The 19,975-nt window shown below is 33.0% G+C and carries 19 protein-coding genes; all 19 read left to right on the plus strand.

The annotated features are described in order from the left end of the window. The first annotated feature begins 312 nt into the window (after positions 1-312). The 19 genes from rffA (at position 313) to FL972_RS02765 (ending at position 19,750) form a co-directional block, all read left to right on the plus strand. Positions 313-1,464 carry a dTDP-4-amino-4,6-dideoxygalactose transaminase gene (gene rffA / locus FL972_RS02675; protein WP_144603290.1) on the plus strand — a complete coding sequence of 384 codons (1,152 nt, stop codon included), beginning with the start codon at positions 313-315 and terminating at the stop codon, positions 1,462-1,464. 214 nt (positions 1,465-1,678) lie between these two features. Continuing rightward, on the plus strand, positions 1,679-2,575 hold the full coding sequence (locus FL972_RS02680) for a glycosyltransferase (protein WP_144603292.1): 897 nt from the start codon (positions 1,679-1,681) through the stop codon (positions 2,573-2,575). After that, positions 2,556-3,194: a CmcI family methyltransferase gene (locus FL972_RS02685; RefSeq protein ID WP_186299974.1), complete on the plus strand. Its 639-nt coding sequence runs from the start codon at positions 2,556-2,558 to the stop codon at positions 3,192-3,194. The genes FL972_RS02680 and FL972_RS02685 overlap by 20 nt, the downstream gene beginning before the upstream one ends. Positions 3,195-3,233: 39 nt before the next feature. Then, positions 3,234-4,100 carry an FkbM family methyltransferase gene (locus FL972_RS02690; RefSeq protein ID WP_144603296.1) on the plus strand — a complete coding sequence of 289 codons (867 nt, stop codon included), beginning with the start codon at positions 3,234-3,236 and terminating at the stop codon, positions 4,098-4,100. Next, positions 4,085-5,188, plus strand: a complete 1,104-nt coding sequence (locus FL972_RS02695) for a glycosyltransferase WbsX family protein (RefSeq protein WP_144603299.1) — start codon at positions 4,085-4,087, stop codon at positions 5,186-5,188. Before FL972_RS02690 ends, FL972_RS02695 begins: the two co-directional genes overlap by 16 nt. Positions 5,189-5,204: 16 nt before the next feature. After that, the gene (locus FL972_RS02700) at positions 5,205-6,743 is read left to right on the plus strand and encodes a hypothetical protein (RefSeq protein WP_144603301.1); all 1,539 of its coding nucleotides are present in this window, start codon (positions 5,205-5,207) and stop codon (positions 6,741-6,743) included. Next, on the plus strand, positions 6,740-8,020 hold the full coding sequence (locus tag FL972_RS02705; RefSeq protein ID WP_144603303.1) for an ABC transporter ATP-binding protein: 1,281 nt from the start codon (positions 6,740-6,742) through the stop codon (positions 8,018-8,020). The genes FL972_RS02700 and FL972_RS02705 overlap by 4 nt, the downstream gene beginning before the upstream one ends. Further along, positions 8,007-8,753, plus strand: coding sequence for an FkbM family methyltransferase (locus FL972_RS02710; RefSeq protein WP_186299975.1), 747 nt, complete (start codon positions 8,007-8,009; stop codon positions 8,751-8,753). The genes FL972_RS02705 and FL972_RS02710 overlap by 14 nt, the downstream gene beginning before the upstream one ends. Next, entirely contained in the window at positions 8,750-9,520 is a 771-nt protein-coding gene (locus tag FL972_RS02715) for a glycosyltransferase (RefSeq protein ID WP_144603307.1), read from the plus strand. Before FL972_RS02710 ends, FL972_RS02715 begins: the two co-directional genes overlap by 4 nt. Next, positions 9,463-10,353, plus strand: a complete 891-nt coding sequence (locus FL972_RS02720; RefSeq protein WP_144603309.1) for an FkbM family methyltransferase — start codon at positions 9,463-9,465, stop codon at positions 10,351-10,353. The genes FL972_RS02715 and FL972_RS02720 overlap by 58 nt, the downstream gene beginning before the upstream one ends. Position 10,354: 1 nt before the next feature. Next, on the plus strand, positions 10,355-11,452 hold the full coding sequence (locus FL972_RS02725) for a glycosyltransferase family 2 protein (protein WP_144603312.1): 1,098 nt from the start codon (positions 10,355-10,357) through the stop codon (positions 11,450-11,452). Next, positions 11,452-12,597, plus strand: a complete 1,146-nt coding sequence (locus FL972_RS02730; protein ID WP_144603314.1) for a glycosyltransferase — start codon at positions 11,452-11,454, stop codon at positions 12,595-12,597. Before FL972_RS02725 ends, FL972_RS02730 begins: the two co-directional genes overlap by 1 nt. A 1-nt stretch (position 12,598) precedes the next feature. Then, complete coding sequence (locus FL972_RS02735) at positions 12,599-13,456, plus strand: glycosyltransferase family 2 protein (RefSeq protein WP_144603316.1); 858 nt, start codon at positions 12,599-12,601, stop codon at positions 13,454-13,456. Further along, positions 13,453-14,334 (plus strand): glycosyltransferase family 2 protein, encoded by an 882-nt coding sequence (locus FL972_RS02740; protein ID WP_144603319.1) that lies wholly within the window; start codon positions 13,453-13,455, stop codon positions 14,332-14,334. Before FL972_RS02735 ends, FL972_RS02740 begins: the two co-directional genes overlap by 4 nt. After that, positions 14,312-14,992, plus strand: coding sequence for an O-methyltransferase (locus tag FL972_RS02745; RefSeq protein WP_144603322.1), 681 nt, complete (start codon positions 14,312-14,314; stop codon positions 14,990-14,992). Before FL972_RS02740 ends, FL972_RS02745 begins: the two co-directional genes overlap by 23 nt. Beyond that, positions 14,992-15,921 carry a glycosyltransferase family 2 protein gene (locus tag FL972_RS02750; RefSeq protein ID WP_144603325.1) on the plus strand — a complete coding sequence of 310 codons (930 nt, stop codon included), beginning with the start codon at positions 14,992-14,994 and terminating at the stop codon, positions 15,919-15,921. The genes FL972_RS02745 and FL972_RS02750 overlap by 1 nt, the downstream gene beginning before the upstream one ends. Next, the gene (locus FL972_RS02755) at positions 15,911-17,014 is read left to right on the plus strand and encodes a glycosyltransferase (RefSeq protein WP_144603327.1); all 1,104 of its coding nucleotides are present in this window, start codon (positions 15,911-15,913) and stop codon (positions 17,012-17,014) included. Before FL972_RS02750 ends, FL972_RS02755 begins: the two co-directional genes overlap by 11 nt. Before the next feature lie 238 nt (positions 17,015-17,252). Beyond that, entirely contained in the window at positions 17,253-18,341 is a 1,089-nt protein-coding gene (locus FL972_RS02760) for a glycosyltransferase (RefSeq protein ID WP_144603328.1), read from the plus strand. A 182-nt stretch (positions 18,342-18,523) separates the two neighbouring features. Next, positions 18,524-19,750 (plus strand): hypothetical protein, encoded by a 1,227-nt coding sequence (locus tag FL972_RS02765; RefSeq protein ID WP_144603330.1) that lies wholly within the window; start codon positions 18,524-18,526, stop codon positions 19,748-19,750. Positions 19,751-19,975 lie beyond the last annotated feature (225 nt).

Consider the following 19,975-nt stretch of genomic DNA (forward strand, 5'->3'; position numbering starts at 1 on the left):
GAACCTTGAACTAGGAGCCGAGAGACGAGAAGCGAGACACTAGAACCGAGAAACGAGACAGCTTAATTACTCGATTACCCAGTTACTCTATTACACAACAGAAATCGAAGCGTGCTTAAACAATGAACACTGAACCTTGAACTAGGAGCCGAGAGACGAGAAGCGAGAAGCAAGAAATTAAAGAGGCTATTCGATTTCAATAACTAATAACTCAATAACCAATAACCAATAACTCAATAACCAATAACTCAATAACCAATAACTTCTTTTCAGACTTCACAATCAAATTTCAGACTTATCAATCTGCCACCTGTGACCTACCAAATCCCCTTCAACAAACCCTTTCAAACCGGCAAAGAACTGGTCTACATTCAGGATGCCATCCAAAGGGGGAAGATTTCAGGAAACGGTTACTACACGCAGAAATGCCAAGAGTTTTTTGAAGAACGCTATGGGTTTTTGAAGTGTCTCCTGACTACTTCCTGCACAGATGCCTTGGAAATGGCAGCTATCCTACTCGATATTCAGCCCGGAGATGAAGTGATTCTTCCCAGCTTTACCTTCGTCTCCACGGCCAATGCTTTTGTGCTTCGGGGTGCCAAATGTGTCTTTGTGGATAGCAGAACAGATCATCCGGGAATGGATGAAAGTCTTGTAGAGGAACTGATCACTCCCAAAACCAAAGCAATTGTAGCCGTGCATTATGCCGGATATCCGGTTGAAATGGACAAGATCATTGATTTAGCCCATCAGTATGGACTGAAAGTAGTAGAAGACGCTGCCCAAGCCATAGATCAGGAATACCAGGGAAAATATTTGGGAGCCTGGGGACATTTAGCCACTTTTAGTTTCCATGAAACCAAGAATATCCAATGCGGGGAAGGAGGGATGCTGGTGATCAATGAGCTCGAGTACATCAAAAGGGCAGAAATCATTTGGGAAAAAGGAACCGATAGAGCCGCATTTTTTCGTGGAGAGGTGAATAAATACGGGTGGGTAGATATGGGCAGCAGCTTCCTGCCCTCGGAACTACAAGCCGCTTTCTTATGGGCGCAACTAGAAAACCTCCAAGACATCCAAGCCAAGCGACAAGCCATTTGGCAGGATTATCAAGGTTTCTTTTCAGACGATGCGCGGCAACCAACAGTGCTAAGTGAAAAGTATCTGAAAAAATTCACTACAGGGATAGAAGAAGCCCAACTCACAGGCAATTATCAGGTCTGTAAAAAAGACAGCTCTCCCAATGCACACCTCTTCTACCTGATCTTCGAGCAACTGTCCCATAGAACAGTCTTTATCAATCAAATGAAAACAGCAGGCATCTTTACTGTCTTCCACTATCAGTCCCTACACCGCAGTGACTTTATCCAAAAGTACCAAGGAATAGACGCTAGAGAGCTACCCCATGCAGATCGGTACTCGGATTGTTTGCTTAGGTTGCCTTTGTTTTATGAGTTAAGTTAAATGTTGTCGGCTTTGTCTATTCATTGAATTTACTGTTGTCATGGTTTTCATGGTTCAATTATTAGTAAACATTTCAACCGTTCCACAATAACCTAAAAACTACGACAACTCTAAAAAAAACAACCAAAAGTTTTAAGAGTCCTAAGGAGCTTTTATTATATGCCTTGTTAGCCTAATTTCTATTACTTTAAAGTCTAGCTTCTCTTCAAATCAAATGATCTCAATTATTGTTTGTTCAATTAATTCTGACTTATTCAAGACGCTTTCAAATTCTATTAAAAGTACAATTGGATTGGAATATGAAATAATTAAGATTGATAACACCGTAGAAAAGCTTTCAATTGCACAGGCTTACAACAATGGAGCAAGCCGAGCTAAATTTGAAATATTGGTTTTTGTTCACGAGGATATAGTTTTTCATACCGTTGATTGGGGAAAAATATTGATAAGCCACTTTAAAAATCTAGAGAATCCAGGCGTTTTAGGAATAGCTGGAAGTACTTATCTTCCAATAGCTCCTTCTGATTGGTATCTTCCAGATAAATTGTATATCAGGATGAACATTCTAGAAAACAGAAATGATACAGAAGTAGGAAAAGGAATTCACAGAAAACATTCAAATAATATTTCAGAAAAAGTTTATGTACTTGATGGGGTATTTTTGGTCATATTGAAAGAAGTTTTTACTCAGTTTAGGTTTGACGAGAATTTAAAGGGTTTTCATGGCTATGATACATCCCTAACTTTAAGAGTATCAAATTCATTTAATAATTATTTTATACCAGACATTTTAATTGAACATTTCTCCACAGGCCAACCGAAGTCCTCTTGGTTAGAAAATACCATTCAAGCTAAATCTTCATTTATTAAAGATTCAACTAGTTTTAGCATTAATAAAGAATTAGAAGAAAAGAGTTTTCACCTGTTTTTAAACAACCTTCGAAAATTTGGAAAGGACTATGCTTTTAAAGTTAAAAATTCATATCATAGCTTCTTAACAATAAATAAAAATTTCATTTCATTTAAAACAGTATTTGTTTTTTTAGTATATCAAATATTGTTTATTCAAGATGTATTTAAAGCCAAAATTTATGATTTTAAAAAAGATTAAAAAAGTCTTCAAAAAAGAGATTTCTTATAGCCTAAAAGATATCTATAATGGACATCACAATATAACGTATAGAGGTGTGTTGTGTATCAAATGTCCTTTTGACTATATCACTTATCAAATGATAATCAATCAAGTTAAGCCAGATCTTATCATTGAAATTGGTACAAATGAAGGTGGGAGTACTTTATATCTTGCAGATCTTTTAGAAATAAATGGAGTTGGTGAAATTCATTCAATTGACATTGAAGATAAGTGTCCAGAAGTTGTGAAAGAACATAAAAGAATAAATCTTTTTTTTAATGGATGGGAGAATTATGACCTTGATCTAGCGAAGGGTTTTAAGACTGTTTTAGTAATTGAGGATAGCTCACATCATTACAAGAATACACTAGATGCTATTAATAAATTTGCTCCATTAGTGACCAAAGACTCCTATTTAATTGTAGAAGATGGAATTTTAAGTTCTATGGGTTGGTCTAAAAGCTTTGATGGAGGGCCAGTAAGGGCAATTGAAGTGTTTATTGAGAAAAATAAAAATTTCAAAATAGATAATTCTTGGGAAAACTTCTTTGGAAAAGACACAACTTTTAATCCAAAAGGATTTTTAAAAAGAATTTGATTTAGAGAGGTATGTTTTTATAAAAAAACAGATTTTAAAATGACATTTATCAAAAACTTCAGAATTTGGTTTTATTACTTCAGAAGAGATTTTTGGAGATATTTATTGTTGAAAAAAATCATACAATTCGGTAAAACTGAGTTCGGGAAAAGTCAATTTGAGAATGAAATAGAATATATCAAAACAAATGGATTAGTTATATTTCCTTATGATTTTGAGAAAAAATATAAGCACAATCTTATCGAAGTAAATAGAAATTTAGAATTTCCTTTTGTTGATTTTTTTGGAAAAGAACTCTTTTTTCAAAGTGGAAAAACTGACCAACAACTATCACATTATTTCAATTCTCTTCTAGCCGAACAAGATTTAGATTCTCCTCATTTATACTGTACAGAAAACTTTAAAGTAGAAATTAATGACACAATAATTGATTTAGGTGTTGCTGAAGCTAACTTTTCTTTAATGAATATTGATTTAGCAAAAAGAGTTTATTTGTTTGAGTCCAACATCAAATGGATAGAACCACTCCAATATACTTTTGAACCTTATCAAAATAAAGTTCATATCATAAACAAATTTGTTTCTGCGAAATCATCAGGTACAAGTATTGCATTAGATGATATAGATGAAATTAAAAATGAAAGTCTATTTATAAAAATTGATGTAGATGGAGAAGAACGTCAAGTCTTAAATGGAATGATTGATTTATTAAAAGAATCGAAAAGAATTAAAGTAGCCATCTGTACCTATCACAAAGACAATGATGCCAAAGAATTTAAATTTTTCTTTGAAGAACTTGGATTTATAACTGAATTTTCATCTGGATACATGCTATTTTATCATGATAAAAAAATCAGAAAACCATATTTTAGAAAGGGTGTCCTTAGAGCATGGAAAATAGAGTAAAGTTTTTTTCATATTACCTTCCTCAGTTTCATCAAATACCAGAAAATGATGAATGGTGGGGTGAAGGGTTTACTGAATGGACAAATGTAAAAAAAGCAAAACCATTATTTATTGGACATCATCAACCAATCTTTCCAGCTGAGCTTGGATACTATGATCTGGTAAAAACAGACATAATGCATCAACAAGCTAAAATGGCAAGAAATTATGGTGTAGATGGATTTGTATTTTACCATTATTGGTTTGGTAATGAGAAAACACTTTTAGAAAAGCCGTTACTGAATTTCCTAAATGATAAATCTATAGATATTGAATTCTGCATTTGCTGGGCGAATGAGTCTTGGAAAGGGACATGGCATGGAGCTTCAAACAAGCAACTGCTTCAAGAACAGTTTTATTTAGGTATAGAAGACTATCAAAAACATTTTTATTTTCTACTTCCTTTCTTCAAAGATTCAAGAAGTTTGAAGATTGATGGCAAGCCAGTTTATCAAGTTTATGTTCCTGAATCGATTCCTGATTGGGATGTTTATAAAAACACTTTCGACACACTGGCCAAAGAGGAAGGATTGCAAGGCATTTATTGGATTGCAGTGAAATCAAGTAATAGTTTCGAACCAAATCAATTTAAAATTAATGGTATCGTAAACCAAAATTTACTCAATATCAATAAGTACCATAAAAAGAACTTAAAAGGGCTGATATACCGATACGGTTTTAGTAATCCGATAATCAGAAAGATGTTCAAATGGCCCAAAAGGATCCCTTTTTCAATAATTAGGAATTGTTTGGAAGATTTTAAAGAAAGCTATCTAGCTGATTTTTTTCCATTAGCTATTCCAAACTGGGACAATACACCTAGGACAATGGAAAATGGAACAGTATATACGGATTGTTCTCCGCAAGCTTTTAAAAAACATTTACAAGCTTGCATCAATCAAGCCAATAAGAATATCGATAATGACAAAAAGATTGTTTTTATCAAGTCATGGAATGAATGGGCTGAAGGCAATATCTTGGAGCCAGAAATTAAAAATGGATTTGAGTATTTAGAAGTTATAAAGACAACTAAAAGAAGTTTTATTTAATCAATTATTTTATTCTATGCATTTTTTTAAAAAAAAATTAAATACTTTGCAAAATTCTATCTATAAAAATTATTTTTTATTAATTTACTTTTTATGTTTTACTCTTTTATTATTAAGTTTTTTAACTTTTTTAAAATGGGGTCCAATAATAACATCAGATACATTATCTTATTTCGATTTGGCAAATCGAGTTAAAGAAGGTATATTCCCATACTCTAGCTCATATTCACCTGGATATCCTTTTCTTGTTGGAAGTATAACAAAAATATCTAATTTGACTTATGAAAAAGTAGCAGCTTTAATAGCATTTTTTGTCTTTTTAAGCTCCGTTTTTTTATGGTTTCGGATTGTTCAAGTGATTTTCAATAAAAAAGCAAAATGGTACTTATATTTATTAATTGCGATATTTGTTACCAACCTTTGGTGGTCAATTAAAGTAATTTACTTCGCCCATGCTGACACAATATTTTATATATTATCAATATTAATTGCATATCATATCCTACTTTGGATAGAAAATATATCATGGAAGAGATTTATTTTGATATGCGCTCTCGCTTCTATGTCAGTTTGGGTAAAATATAACGGACTAATTTTTCTTCCTTTTTTGGTGCTCTTACCATTGGTTCAAAGAAATTTGAAAAGCAAAATTTTATTCAGTTTACTCCCAATCACTATTATTTCGGCGTCATTCATCTTATTCAAACATATTAATAAGGGCCAAGTTATAAAGCACTTAGAGATAAATAGAGAGTTTGTTTTTTGGCAGGGTAATATTTCTAGCGAAACCTTATTGGTTAATATTCAGGATGCAGGTAAAGTATTTATTGAATACTTTCTTTCAAATCTATATAGAAATTATGCAACTGAAATATTAAATGTTATTGGTGTGATTTTAATTCTAGGTATTGGTTTATTTTTGTTGTTGAGATATAAAAATTCTAGCACTTTAATTTTTTATTCATTTTTTCTACTGTATCTAATTGGATACATGTGTTTTTCTCATTTCACAAATCATACAGAAATAAATCAAAGAACTATGTTTCCTGCTTATATTTTTTTAACAATTTCTTTTTTATTTTTATTCAAAAGTTCTCCGTTTTTAAGTAGGAAAATTTTGCTAATTTTTTTGACACTTAACATTGCAAGAACTTTTATAGGCTTCACTGATTGGATACAAAGGGCACCAATGGACTCCTTTGTCAATATAGAAATATTTAAAAATAAAAAGAGTTTGGTTGTTTTGAAGAACCTAATGCAAGAAAGAAATATTTCGCCAATAATGGTTTACACTAACAATCAAAGATATTTAACTCCTGTTATGGGATATGATTTTGTAAGTAAGTTTCCCGGGAAGATTGAATTTACAAGAGGTAAGTTTAGAGAAAAATCTGAGGTTCAGTTAAAAATAGAAAAAGAAAAAATGATGTCAGATTTACTGACAAAAAACAGCATTCTTGTCATATTTGATTCACAAGAAAAACAAGAACTTATATCTAAATATTCAAGTTTCCGAATTTTAGAAATAGAATCAGATTTAATTATTTACAAGTGACTAAGAACATTATTAAAGTAAGTAACCTCTCCAAACGCTATCGACTTGGCCTCAAAGAACAGCAGGCTGACACCTTGGTCCGGCAGTTTAAAAATATCCTTACCGCTCCCTATAGGAACTACAAGCGATTAAGAGAACTCAGCATGTTCGGTACTGAAGACGAATCAGTTTTTTGGGCACTCAAGGACATTAACTTCGAAGTACAGCAAGGAGAAGTTCTAGGCATTATTGGTAAAAACGGAGCAGGGAAATCTACCTTGCTCAAAATCCTTTCTCAAATCACTGAACCCACTTCGGGAAGAATAGAAATCCATGGTCGCGTAGCTTCATTGCTAGAAGTAGGCACTGGATTCCATCCTGAACTCTCTGGCCGTGAGAACATCTATATGAATGGCACCATTCTAGGAATGACAAGAAGAGAGATTGACAGCAAACTTGATGAAATCATCGATTTCTCAGGAGTAGAAAAGTTTATAGATACTCCCGTTAAGTTTTATTCCTCTGGTATGAAAGTTCGCCTTGGTTTTTCCGTAGCAGCACATCTTGATCCTGAGATTTTAATTATAGATGAAGTGCTTGCTGTAGGGGATTATGAATTTCAGCAGAAATGCCTTGGGAAGATGGAGGATGTAAGTAAAAATCAAGGGAGAACAGTGTTGTTTGTGACTCATAATTTGGAAGCAGTAAAGAATTTATGTCCTAGGTCATTATTATTAGAAAAAGGTAAAGTTCAATATATTGGGAGTTCTTTTGATGTTATAGATCAATACTATGGAGATATGTTTGGTTCTATTGATGCATCGAAAGACCTACGGTTTCACCCAGAAAAAAAATGGAAAGATTTAGGAATTCAAAAAATAGAAATCTTTGCTGACAGTAAATTATCAGCTGAAGTTTTTTCCAATCAATCATTCACAATTAATCTTTCCTATAATGTAAATGAGATACATTTAATTACGCCAATGGAAGTTGGATTTGGTCTTTTTGACCAACAGGGACGGGGTCTGATGGCATTTAATAATAAAAACTTTAAGAAGGAAGTCATTTTAAGGAAGACTAAAGGCAATATTTCAATGACAATTCCAAAATTTCCCATTTATAAAAATGAAAAACTTAGTGTCTATTTGTACTTTGGATATTTGGGAAATGAATATGAAGTTATACAGAATGCTGCCACGATTAAAGTAAGAACAATTGATTACTTGGGATCAGGGCATGCGTTGGATATAAACTTAAATCAAATAGCTTTAACTGATGTTTTTTATGAAGTTAGCTAAAAATCTATTTATTAAGGCCTTTAATAGCTTACCATTTGTAGTACAAAAGTATTTGATAACACTAAACTTAATTAAAAAACGGATAAGGTTTAGTTTTGAAAAAACTCTTCAAAAATTGATTATTGATAAGGAATTTAGACTCATTTTAATAGGTGCTAATGATGGATTGAGTTTTGATGATTTATTTAAGCATTTAAACCCCAATAAAACTTCTGGCATATTGGTTGAACCCTCACCTAAATACTATCAATTATTAAAATCAAACTTATCAAGCTTTAACAACATCATATTTTTAAATCTTGCATTGTATAAAGAAAGGTCAATGGTAAAACTTTTTCAATTAAATGAGTATGGACTGGTTAAATTACCTGAATGGGGAAGAGGTATTGGTTCATTTTCAAAAGAGCACTTATTGAAGTTTAATATAGAAGATTCAGATATTGAAATATTAGAAGTCCAAAGTATTCCTTTTATGGGAATTTTAGAAACTTATCCATCCTATTATAAGGTGGATTATCTACAAATCGATACTGAAGGATATGATGCAGAAATAATTAAAATGATCGATTTCAATAAGTTCCATGTTAAATTGATCAAATTTGAATCGATCAATTTAAAAAAAGGTGACATAAAAGAGTTAGAACAACTATTTAAGAAAGCGGAATATCAATTTTTTAAAGGGAAAGAAGATTCTTATGCTGTTCATCATTCTATCAAACCCATATTTAAATGATCCCGAAAATCATCCACTACTGCTGGTTCGGTTCTGCAAATCCATCAGCTTTAGAATTGAAGTGTATGGCTTCATGGGAAAAGTATTGTCCTGATTATCAAATCAAATTATGGAACGAGGATAATTTTAATATCAATTATTCTGAGTTTACCAGGGAAGCATATAGTTTAGGAAAGTATGCATTTGTTTCTGATGTAGCTAGACTCTATGCTTTGCAGCAAGAGGGAGGGGTTTATTTGGATACAGATATGCTAATAGTCGGTTCACTTAATTCTTTTTTAAGTCACGATTTATTTACTGGAGAATATAAAAAAGGAGCTTTAAATGCAGCCATTTTAGGTTCAAAGATTGGTAATCAAATAGTCAAAGAATTGTTAGATTATTATAAGAAGTTAGAGTTTGATTTTCATAATCCGATAACTATTCCTGAAGTATTTGATCATTTTTTATTGAAGAATCAGAGTGTGAAAATATATGCCTCAGATGTTTTTTATCCTTTACCTTTAGATAAAAAAGAAGAAGATTATAGGACTTACCTGACCAAGGATTCCGTTGCAGTTCATCTTTGGAATCACAGCTGGAAAAATGAAATGAGCCTTCTCAATGAGTTTAAATTTATAGCGGCCTTAAAATTCTATATTACGAATAGCATCAAATACGGTGAAGAATACAAAAAATCAAATCAGCGCAAGCTATTTTTTTCTAAGTTTTGGCTAAAATTGAAGGTGTACTTTTACAGCCTCATCTTCAAAAGAAAAGAGCGATGAAAAAGTGGTTTTATTATTTTAGAAATATTTCCTTCACTTATTTTTTCCGCTTTTTCTGGATTTATATTCAGCTAAAACTCAATGTTAAAGTCTCAAGAACAGCTAAAATAACTTTAGAACTTTTAGAATATTTATTCAAGAACAAAGAAAAGTTTCATATTCAAAATGATATTTTAATCATTGATACTAAGATTAATGAACAAAAGGTTAAATTGAATTTAAGATGGATGTCTACAGATATCTTGGTTTTTAAACAGATCATTCTAGACCGAGAATTAGATCCTATTGTTAAGCTTTTTACTGCTTCTGGAATTACACCTAAAGTGATGATAGATGCGGGGGCGAATATTGGGCTTAGTAGCATGTTTATAAGGCTAAACTTTCCTTCAGTTAAAATTTTATGTATTGAACCCAATAAGGAAAATGTTTCAATGATTTATAAGAATTTGGGATATGCCAATTATCAAATCCTGCAAAAAGCGCTTTGGTTTCAAAAAGGCTATCTTGAAGAGAAGGAGGGTGATGGTGCTTGGGGAATTCACATGGTGGAGATTGAAGAAGAATCAAATGGAGCAGTCGAAAGTACATCGCTTACTGATGTCATGCAACACTTTAAACTGGAGACTTTAGACTACCTTAAAATAGATATTGAAGGTGCTGAAGAACAAATTTTTTATCAAGATTCACAAATCAGTCAAGTTTTGGTTAAAGTGACCTGTATATCGATCGAACCTCATTCTTTAGAATTTGAAAAATTCATCATTCAATATCTCCGAGATGCTGGTTTTCAAGTCAGTCAATCAGGAGAATTGGTCATAGGTTTTAAAAGTTAAAATGACTTTTTTAAGCACAATCTGTCCCTGTTATAACCAAGCTCTCTACTTAGAAGCAGCTATCGATTCTGTGCAGGCTCAGACCTTTCAAGATTGGGAATTAATTATTGTAGATGATGGAAGTACTGATAATACTCTCGAAATTGCTCAAAAGTACGCTGAATCAGATACTAGAATAAAGCTTATCCATCAAGAAAATAAAGGCTTATCTGCTGCTAGAAATGCAGGGATTAGGCAAGCTACCGGTGAATTTCTACATTTTTTAGATGCCGATGATTTGATTTTTCCTACAGCCTATCAAGTAATCTATCAAAAATCACGAGAAGATTTAAAAACATCACTTTGGATCAGTTCCTACACTTATTTTGATCAACAAGATTTTCACCAACATACTTTCTCTGAAAAACAATTGCATGCTATTGACTTTATACGAGGAAATCAGGCGCCACCTGTTGCCCATTTTCTCAAAAGAGAAATGATTCAACAGATTGGAGGATTTGACGAGCAACTCAAAAGCTGCGAAGATTGGGACTTATGGCTCCGTGTTACCAAATCAGGTACTCAAATCAAAACAATTCCTAATCTTCTTGCAAGATATAGATATGTGAGTGGGAGTATGAGTAGAAATGCTAAAGTCATGTACTTTTCATTGAGTTCGGTAACGCAAAGAGCTGTTAGAACAGATTACAGAATTCATTCTGAATCGAATGCAAATCAAGATTTGGATTTGGAGATTACTCCAATGATTAAAAGTCATTTTATCAAATGCTTAGGAATACTTCTCCATCAAGGAAAAGTTGAAGAAGCGCTGATATTTTACCAAGAAGAGCAGGCAAAGTGGAAATGGAATTTTGAAACAAAAGATTTTGCTGGATTGAATTCTCAATTGACTTTTAGATATTTTCTTGGTAAAAACCAAATTCAAAATTTATTAAATCATAAACTCCCAAATTTCAAGTTGTTTTTCGAAATGATAGGATTTTCAGAACAGCAAATAAAAAACGCCCTACAAGTGGTTTTTGAGCCTCAATTGAAAAAGCACAATCATTTGAAATATGGGAGGTTATTAGGTGCCTTAATAAACAGAGTCAAATACTGATGGAGAATTCTGTTTTATTTCTATCTTTTTCAGGACCCTATCCACCCCATGATGGTAAAAAGCAACGCTCTCTTGCCTTATTGAAAGCCTTAGAACAGCAATATCAAGTGGATTATTTGATCATTGATCAAGAAACAGATTATCAGCTTGCCATAAATCACAATGAAAATAAGGATACCATATTTCTAAAAATCAATTCAAGCCGATCTAATTGGCAAGAAATATGTAAAAAGTTAGGAAGGCTTTTTTTTAAAGATAAAGAGATTACAAACTACATTTATCAGCTACACAAAGAGAAGAAGTATCAATTTGTTTTTTCTAGATATATCCAACCTGTTACCCTTATTCCTAAAGGAATCAAAATTATTGCTGATGTCGATGATAACTTTATAGAACTTTATAGATCAAGAATTCAGCAAGCAAAATCTTGGTATAAGAAGATCAGATTGAATCAAATTTTATTAAAAAATCTTCAGAAATATAAGAGGTTGAAGAATAGGTTAGATTTATCTATTTTAGTAAAACAAGAGAAAGGATTTCAAAACCCTCTAATTCTTCCCAACTTACCTTTCCAACTCTTATTCCAAGATCAAATAGATTTCATTGCTTGTACGCAGCCAAGTTTGCTTTTTGTAGGCAAACTTACCTACGAACCAAATCTAAACGGGATAAAGTGGTTTATTGAAAATGTCTATCCTAAACTTCTTGAAAAAATTCCAGACTTACCGCTAACCATCGTTTCTACATTTGACGTGGTTGATGAAGGTTTAGATCGCTTACTCAAAAAATATCCCGCCATTACCAAAAAAATCAACCTTGAAGATATTCAAACAGCTTATCATACACATGCAATGGTGATTGCGCCAATTTTCCAAGGGGCAGGATCAAATCTAAAAGTAACAGAAGCATTATTGATGGGCAGACCAGTAGTAACCACAAGTTTTGGAGCGAAAGGATTTGAAGAAAATGATGATTTCTTGAATATATGTGAAGATATTAATTCGTTTTTTGAGCAAACAAAAAGTATACTTGAACGCACCAATTTGGGGGAAATTCAAGAGACTATATTTGAAAAGTCAAATAATAAATTTGCATTGAAGGATTGGAATAAAGATTTGACAACAGGAATAAAAAAAATAATCTAGTGTGAAGATTTCCATTATAATCCCCACTTTGGACAGGCCTATTCAATCCAAAGTATTAATTTCAAACATTTCTTTACTCTTAAATAGGAATGTAGAATTAATTGTAATTGATGATTCTAAAAACCCAATGGATCTTGCCAATTTGTCTAAAGAAATTAAATACCGACATAGAAGTGAAAAGGTAGGTGTTTGTTCTGCAAGAAATTATGGGGCTTCATTTGCAAAAGGCGAATACTTATTGTTTTTAGATGATGATGACAAGGTGTCAGAGGAATGGTTAAAAGACTTTTTGGACGCAACTAAATCAGAAGCAGACATGGTGTTTTGTGATATGATCACTACAAAATTTAAAAGCGGTGAAAAAGTACTCGAGATGGTGGAAATCCAAGGTTTTAAATTAGTGAATCAAATTTTTATACCCGGTGCATGGATGATTCGAAATGATTTTTTTCAAACAATTGGAGGCTATGATGAAAGATTGAAATACGCTGAGAACACAGAATTATTCATGCGCGCCTATCAAGCCAAACCAAAATTTTACAGAATTCCAAAAGCCAACTTTTTTTATTTTCCATCTATAGATGGAGGCAGTAAAAACTTAAGAAATATGATTGATAGCCTTCAACTTATCTTAAATAAACATGAAGACAATTTATCAAATCATGTCAAGTTTCTTTATAATCAAATCATTGGTGTCAATTATATGCGTTTCAGACAATATGAAAAAGCAAGAATATATCTTGTAAATGCATTGAAATATAAACCATATAAAATGAGTACTTGGATAAGGTTAACAATTGCAGCTTTCCCATTTTTAGCAAAAAGAATATATACAGAAAATGTTAATCCAGTCAAATGAAATTTGCTGGGTTTATCATTACTTATAATCGTCCTCATCTTTTAAAGGATACCATTGAACAGGTTTTTGCTCAAACGCTACCTCCTGAAAAATTATGGATTATAGATAACAGTGAAGGAAATGAAACGGAGGAGATGATTAAATTACTTTTAAAGTTCCCGCTTCAATATGTGAGAATGGGCTACAATGCTGGTCCAGCAGGTGCTGCGAAAAAAGGTTTAGAGCTTGTTGGAAAAGCTGGATATGATTGGATTTATTGGGGTGACGATAATGATCCTCCAAATGGAAAGACATATTTTCAAAGTCTGTTAAATATAGCAAATAGAAATAACTCTTGTGGAGTTGTTGGAACTGTTGGTCATTATTTTGATCGAGATAAAGGAGTACTTAAAAGAATTGAAACTAAAACTCTAGAGTTAAGCCAAAGTATTGAAGTTGATTATGTGGCTGGTGGCATGTGTATGATTGTAAATGGCGACGTTGCGAGGAGCGGTATTTCACCGAATCCCAAATTATTCTTTGGATTTGAAGAACTTGACTTTTGTTTAAAAGTAAAAAGATCTGGTTTTAAAATTTTAATAGATTGTAAATTAAATATTGAAGCGAGGATAAATTCAAATAGGCTAGATTTTATTCAACCCAAATACAGAAAAAAGAAAAATTTAAAGAGAGAATATTATAGTTTAAGAAATCTTCTTATTATTGGTAAAACCTTAAACCTTAAATATATGAATGGCCAAATATTTTTAAGATGGTTCATAAAATCAATATATGGATTTAGGTACGGATTAGATTATGGAATAAAAAATTTTAAAGTTATACATTTAGCATTTTATCATTTTTTTACAAACAAATATGGCAAGCAAATTGAATTTTAGAAATCAGGTAAAAAATTTCTTTTTAAAGTACCTTACTAATATATATATGGTTCAAAATATTACTAGAAGGCTTATTTTTAATAAAAAGTCATTTTTACATCAATCAGGCTGGATATCAAGTATTATCAAAAAAATGCCTGTTGATGAAAATTTAAATACCATACCTTGGTTTAATTATTCATTTTATGAATTTATATCAAAGAGAATAAATCCTGAAATAATTATTTTTGAATTTGGTTCTGGTTATTCAAGTATTTTTTTCTCAAGAAAAGTTAATAAGGTTTATTCAGTAGAACACGATAGCTCTTGGATAAAAAAAATTAATTCACTTACTTCTAACAATCATTATATAATTGAGTCATCCTTACATGATAAGCATCATTATATCAATAGCTTAAAATTCCCTGAAACTAAATTTGATGTTGTTTTTGTAGATGGAAGATTTAGAAAGGATTGTTGTATTCAAGCAATAAAATATTTATCGGAAAAAGGAGTAGTGATTTTAGATGATTCCGAGAGAGTAAGATATCAAGAAGTTTTTCCTTTTATGGAAAAAAGTAATTTCAAAGAATTGACATTTAGTTCGTTTAAGCCAAATATGAATAATCTAGCTAGTACAACCGTATTTTATAGAATAAATAACTGCCTAAATATATAATGGAAGAGCAGTATCTTGTTTCTATAATTTTACCAACATTCAATAGGGAAAATCTAGTTTCTAGGGCAATCTTTAGTGTTATTAATCAAAGTTATGAAAATTGGGAGCTAATTATAGTTGATGATTGCTCTCAGGATAATTCAATAAGTGTTATAGAGAGTTTTTTAAAGGATACTCGTTTAAAACTTATTAGAAATAAAAAAAACTTGGGTGGTAGTGGATCAAGAAATGTTGGTATTGAGTATAGCAAAGGTGATTTTATAACTTTTTTAGATTCAGATGACGAATATTTACCAGATAAAGTAAAGCTCCAAGTAAACCTTTTTAATAATTCTAAAATTAATAATCTTGGAGTTGTTAATTGTGGAAGATTAGATGAGCGAAATGGTAAAATTTATAGTTCTTGGTTGCCTAAGTTTAAAGGAGATGTAAAAATACCACTTTTATCAAAAGATAAAGTTGGTGCCAATACTTCCTTGCTGATGGTGGCGAGAAAGGTTTTAGATAACAATATTAGGTTTGATGAAAAGATGCCTGCAGGCCAAGATTGGGATTTTTTAATAAGAGTTTGTCTAGAATTTAATATGGATTTTGTAAATAAGCACTTAGTCATAATTCATCATCATAATGGGCCAAGAGTCTATAACAATGTATCAGCTATAAATGCATACCATCTTCAACTTGAAAAATATAGTGATTTAATTAAAAGTAAATCGTCAATATTTAAAAAATTTTTAATCAGAAAAGCTCTTGTGGAATTTTCTAACAATGAAAGAATTTTAGCAATAAAAACAATTAATGTTAGCGAATTAAAAAATGATCAATTGATTCTTCTTTGGAGATTTTATTTTAAAAATTTTAAAGATAACTCTTCTATATTTTCCAAAATATTTTTAAAATTTTTACTAGCTATTAGTTTTGAAAATTAAAGTTATTTTTTTAATTGATTCTCTTCAAACTGGAGGGACAGAAAAGAGTCTAGTTAAGCTAGCCAGGTCTTTTAGTAAGGTGAAACCTATTTTTATATCTTTATTTGAAAAGAATGATTTTCAACAAGAGCTTATTAATAATGGAATTGAATTTTATTCATTAAATCTTAAAAAGACTTATTCTTTTTATAAACTCGTTAAGCCAGTACGTCTTTTATTGAGTGAGATCAATCCTGATATAATCCACTCTTCTTTATTTTATGCAGATATGGTGTCACGGAGGCTAAATATGGGAATTCCAATCATCAATAGCCTTGTGAGTAATTCATACAACCAAAGAAGGTTTACGGATTTAAAGCTTTCTTTGAAGCTTAAATTAAAAGGGATACAGTTTTTGGATTTTTTTTCTTCCCAAAAGGTAGAGCTATTCTTAGCAAATTCTGAAACTATCAAAGAACATTATACTAAAGCACTAAATATCAACGCCGACAAGATTAAAGTAATTTATAGAGGGAGAGAAATACCACAATTACTGCATGAAAAGAATAAGACAGAGGATAAAATCTTCCTTTTTGTCGGTAGGCTAATTGAATCTAAAGGGATTCAAGAATTGATTGAAGCCTTTTCTTTAATAAAAAGAGATAATTTTAATCTCCAAATCGTAGGAGAAGGACCATTTCGATCTGAACTTGAAAAATTGATTTCCAAATTTAATTTAGAGGCTAATGTGCAAATAATGGGAAGTCAACAAAATGTGAATTTATTCTTTGAAAAAGCAGACTACTTCGTTTTCCCTTCTCATTACGAAGGTTTACCCGGCGCACTAATCGAAGCCATGATGGCCAAAGTCCCCATCATCGCCTCCGACATCCCCGAAAACAAAGAATGCCTCACCTCCGATATGGCACTTTTCCACCAAGTTCGCAACCCCGAGCACCTCGCCACCCAGCTCCAAGCTGCCCTGACGACCCAAGATTGGCCCACAAGAACATCCCTTGCCCATGCCTTTGCCTGTGAACATTTTGATATCAATAAAATTGCCCAGACCTACGAAGAAACCTATTCAGTGTTAATTAGGGAATTGAGTGAATAGGGATTTGAGTGAATAGTAGATTGGGTGAATGGTGGATTGGATGAATAGTTGATTGAGTGAATAGGTAATTAAGTTATTTAGTTGACTAGTTATCCGCTTCGCTCTTGTCCAAGATCAGTTCATAGTAAATTCCACAAACACCCCCGAGAACCCTTCAAACCCTTCTAACATCACCAACATTTCACCAACCCTTCCAACATTCCCAATCCGCCCCGGCGGACAAGCTATTTCCAATTCTTTGAAAATCCTCCAACTTATCCAAAAACCCCAACGTCGTGGTGCAGAAATATTCGCTTCTCAGCTTTCACATCACCTTCAGCAAGTAGGACATGATCTGCTCTTAGTTAGTATATTTGAAGGTGAGGGGCAATTTGACTTTGCAGGCAAACAAATCCACTTACAGCGACCGATCAGCAAGCGCTTGACAGATTACAAAGGATGGGCAACATTTAGCAAGATCATCACAGAATTTCAACCCGATATCATCCAAGCCAACGCCGCAGATACCCTAAAGTTTGCTGTGTTTTCTAAGTTTTTCTTTAGATGGAAGCAACCCATCATCTATCGCAATGCCAATCAGATGGGGGATTTTATCAAAAATACATGGCACAAACGCTTCAATCAGTTTTTATTGAACAGGGTAGAAGCCATAACCTCCGTCTCTCAAGCTTCCCAAGATAACCTACTAAAAAACTTTCGTTTTCCATCACTGAAGTGCAAAGTAATACCCATCGGCATTGTTCCAGATGAAATAGATGAAAAACTAAAGGAAACTAAAATCTATCAGTTCAAACAGCCTTTCTTACTTCAAATAGGAGGTCTAGTGCCTGAAAAAGACCCTTTGGGAATGTTACAGATTTTCCATACACTCGAAGACAAGTCAATCAACTTGGTTTTTATAGGATCAGGCCCATTAGATAGCAATCTCAAACAAGAAATCCAAAGACTAAGCCTTCAAGACCGAGTACAACTCATTCCTAACCAAACCAATATCTTCCCAATCTTATCCCAAGCCATAGCCCTTGTCATGCCCTCCAAAATCGAAGGCCTTCCAGCCGTCATTCTCGAAGCCATGTATTGCAAGATTCCAGTGGTGTCCTTTGGTATTGGGGGAGTTCCTGAAATTTTAATAAATGGTGAAACCGGTTGGTGCATTCCTCCAAACGATTCACAATCCTTTGCCCAAGCCATTCGAGAAGTAATCACAATGCAGGAAGAAGCCAAACAACAAATCCTCGATCAAGCTTATCAGCTCGTCAGCACTCATTATTTACTCCCTCAAATCAGCCTCCAGTTCGAACAGTTTTACAAGTCTATTCTTAAATAAATTATGAGCTTTTCCCAATTTCGCCCTTGGAGAAGGACAAATGGGTAGGTCCAAATCAAAGTTCTTCAATTCCCTTAAACCCTTAACAAATAACAAATAACCAATAACCCATTCAACCCCGATATTTCCCCATTTCAATTCTTCTCTTAACTTTAAACTCAAATAACTTTAAACTCTAAAAAGTGCTCGGCGCCGCATTCCTAGTCCTTTTCCTCTTTTTTGCTTCCCAGCCCATTCTGAATAATCTTCAGAAAGAACATAAATGGCTGAAAGCAGGACTATTGAACCAAATGTACTGGTACCATATGTTTTTTGGCTTGGTTTATTGGACTTATGCTCAGTTTAATCGTTCAGATTCTTGGAATTATTATTTTAAAACAAAAAATCATTGGAAGAATTGGTTTGATGCATTTGCTCCTGGGACAGATTTTATAGAGTGGCTAGCATTTCCTTTTATTAGTTGGTTTAGCTTCAATTATGATATGGTGATGTTTCTCACTACTTGGTTGGGGTTTTGGGGCTTTGTCTATTTTTATTGTTTTATGAAGGAAAATCTTCGATTTAACCCCAAATTTGAGGGTTGGGATGCGATTACCATTTTTATGTTTTTGCCCAATATGCACTTTTGGACAGCTTCTCTGGGTAAAGGTGCTGTGATTTTTGCTGGAATAGGATTTTTGACTTATGGACTATCTTGGCCGGGAAAGAGAATTCCCCATTTGATTTTTGGTGGTTTTTTATGCTACATGGTTAGGCCCCATATTTTATTTGCAGTGATGATAGGGATGGGCTTAAGTTTTGTGTTTGGAAGAGAAAAAGTCCCAACTTATCAAAAATATTTAGTTGCATTAGCAGGGATTGGGATATCGATTTTTGTTTATGAGGATCTGATTATCTATCTAGGTTATGACCCAAATAATCTGATTGATAGTTTTGAGGAAGAATCTACCTTGAATGCTCAAAGGCTTTCTTCAGCTGGTTCAGGAGTTGATATGACCTCTTATAGTCTTCCTATGAAGTTGTTTACTTTTTGGTTTAGGCCTCTCTTTGTGGATTCTCCTAATGCCTTGGGTTTGGTAGTTTCCATGGAAAATGCTCTCTATATCTATATGTTTTCCAAGATCTTTAAGAAGAGTTTTATCGATTATATCCGAATTGCTCCTGCCATGGTGAAGATGTCGGCAGTGGTGTTTATCTCCATCTCCATCTCCATGACCTTTGTGATGTCCAATCTGGGCATTATCATCCGGCAGAAGTCTCAGATTATGTACTATATGCTCTTTGTGATTGTAGCCTTTATGGATTGGGAAAAAACGAACCGAATCAAGAAGCGAGCAGAAATCTATAACCGCATCGTGGAGGAAGAAAGAAAGAAAAGAGAAGAAGCTGCCTTGTTGGAATCTACCTAGCCAGAAATCTATAAATCCCCAAAAATTGAAATCCTGCCTCGTGCAGGATTTTTTTTTGGTTGCTTAGCTGCTCGAGTCCTTTGCTGCTCGAGATTTGTAATCTCGAGCTCCTATCGTAGGATTTTCAATCCGAATAACACCGAGGTCTTATCGTAGGATTTATAATCCGACAAGAAAATGACCTTCTTCGTCTTGCTGGCACGGTGATTTCGTTTCTAATTTGAA

This window comes from Algoriphagus algorifonticola, assembly GCF_007655305.1.
In the GTDB taxonomy this organism is placed as follows: domain Bacteria; phylum Bacteroidota; class Bacteroidia; order Cytophagales; family Cyclobacteriaceae; genus Algoriphagus; species Algoriphagus algorifonticola.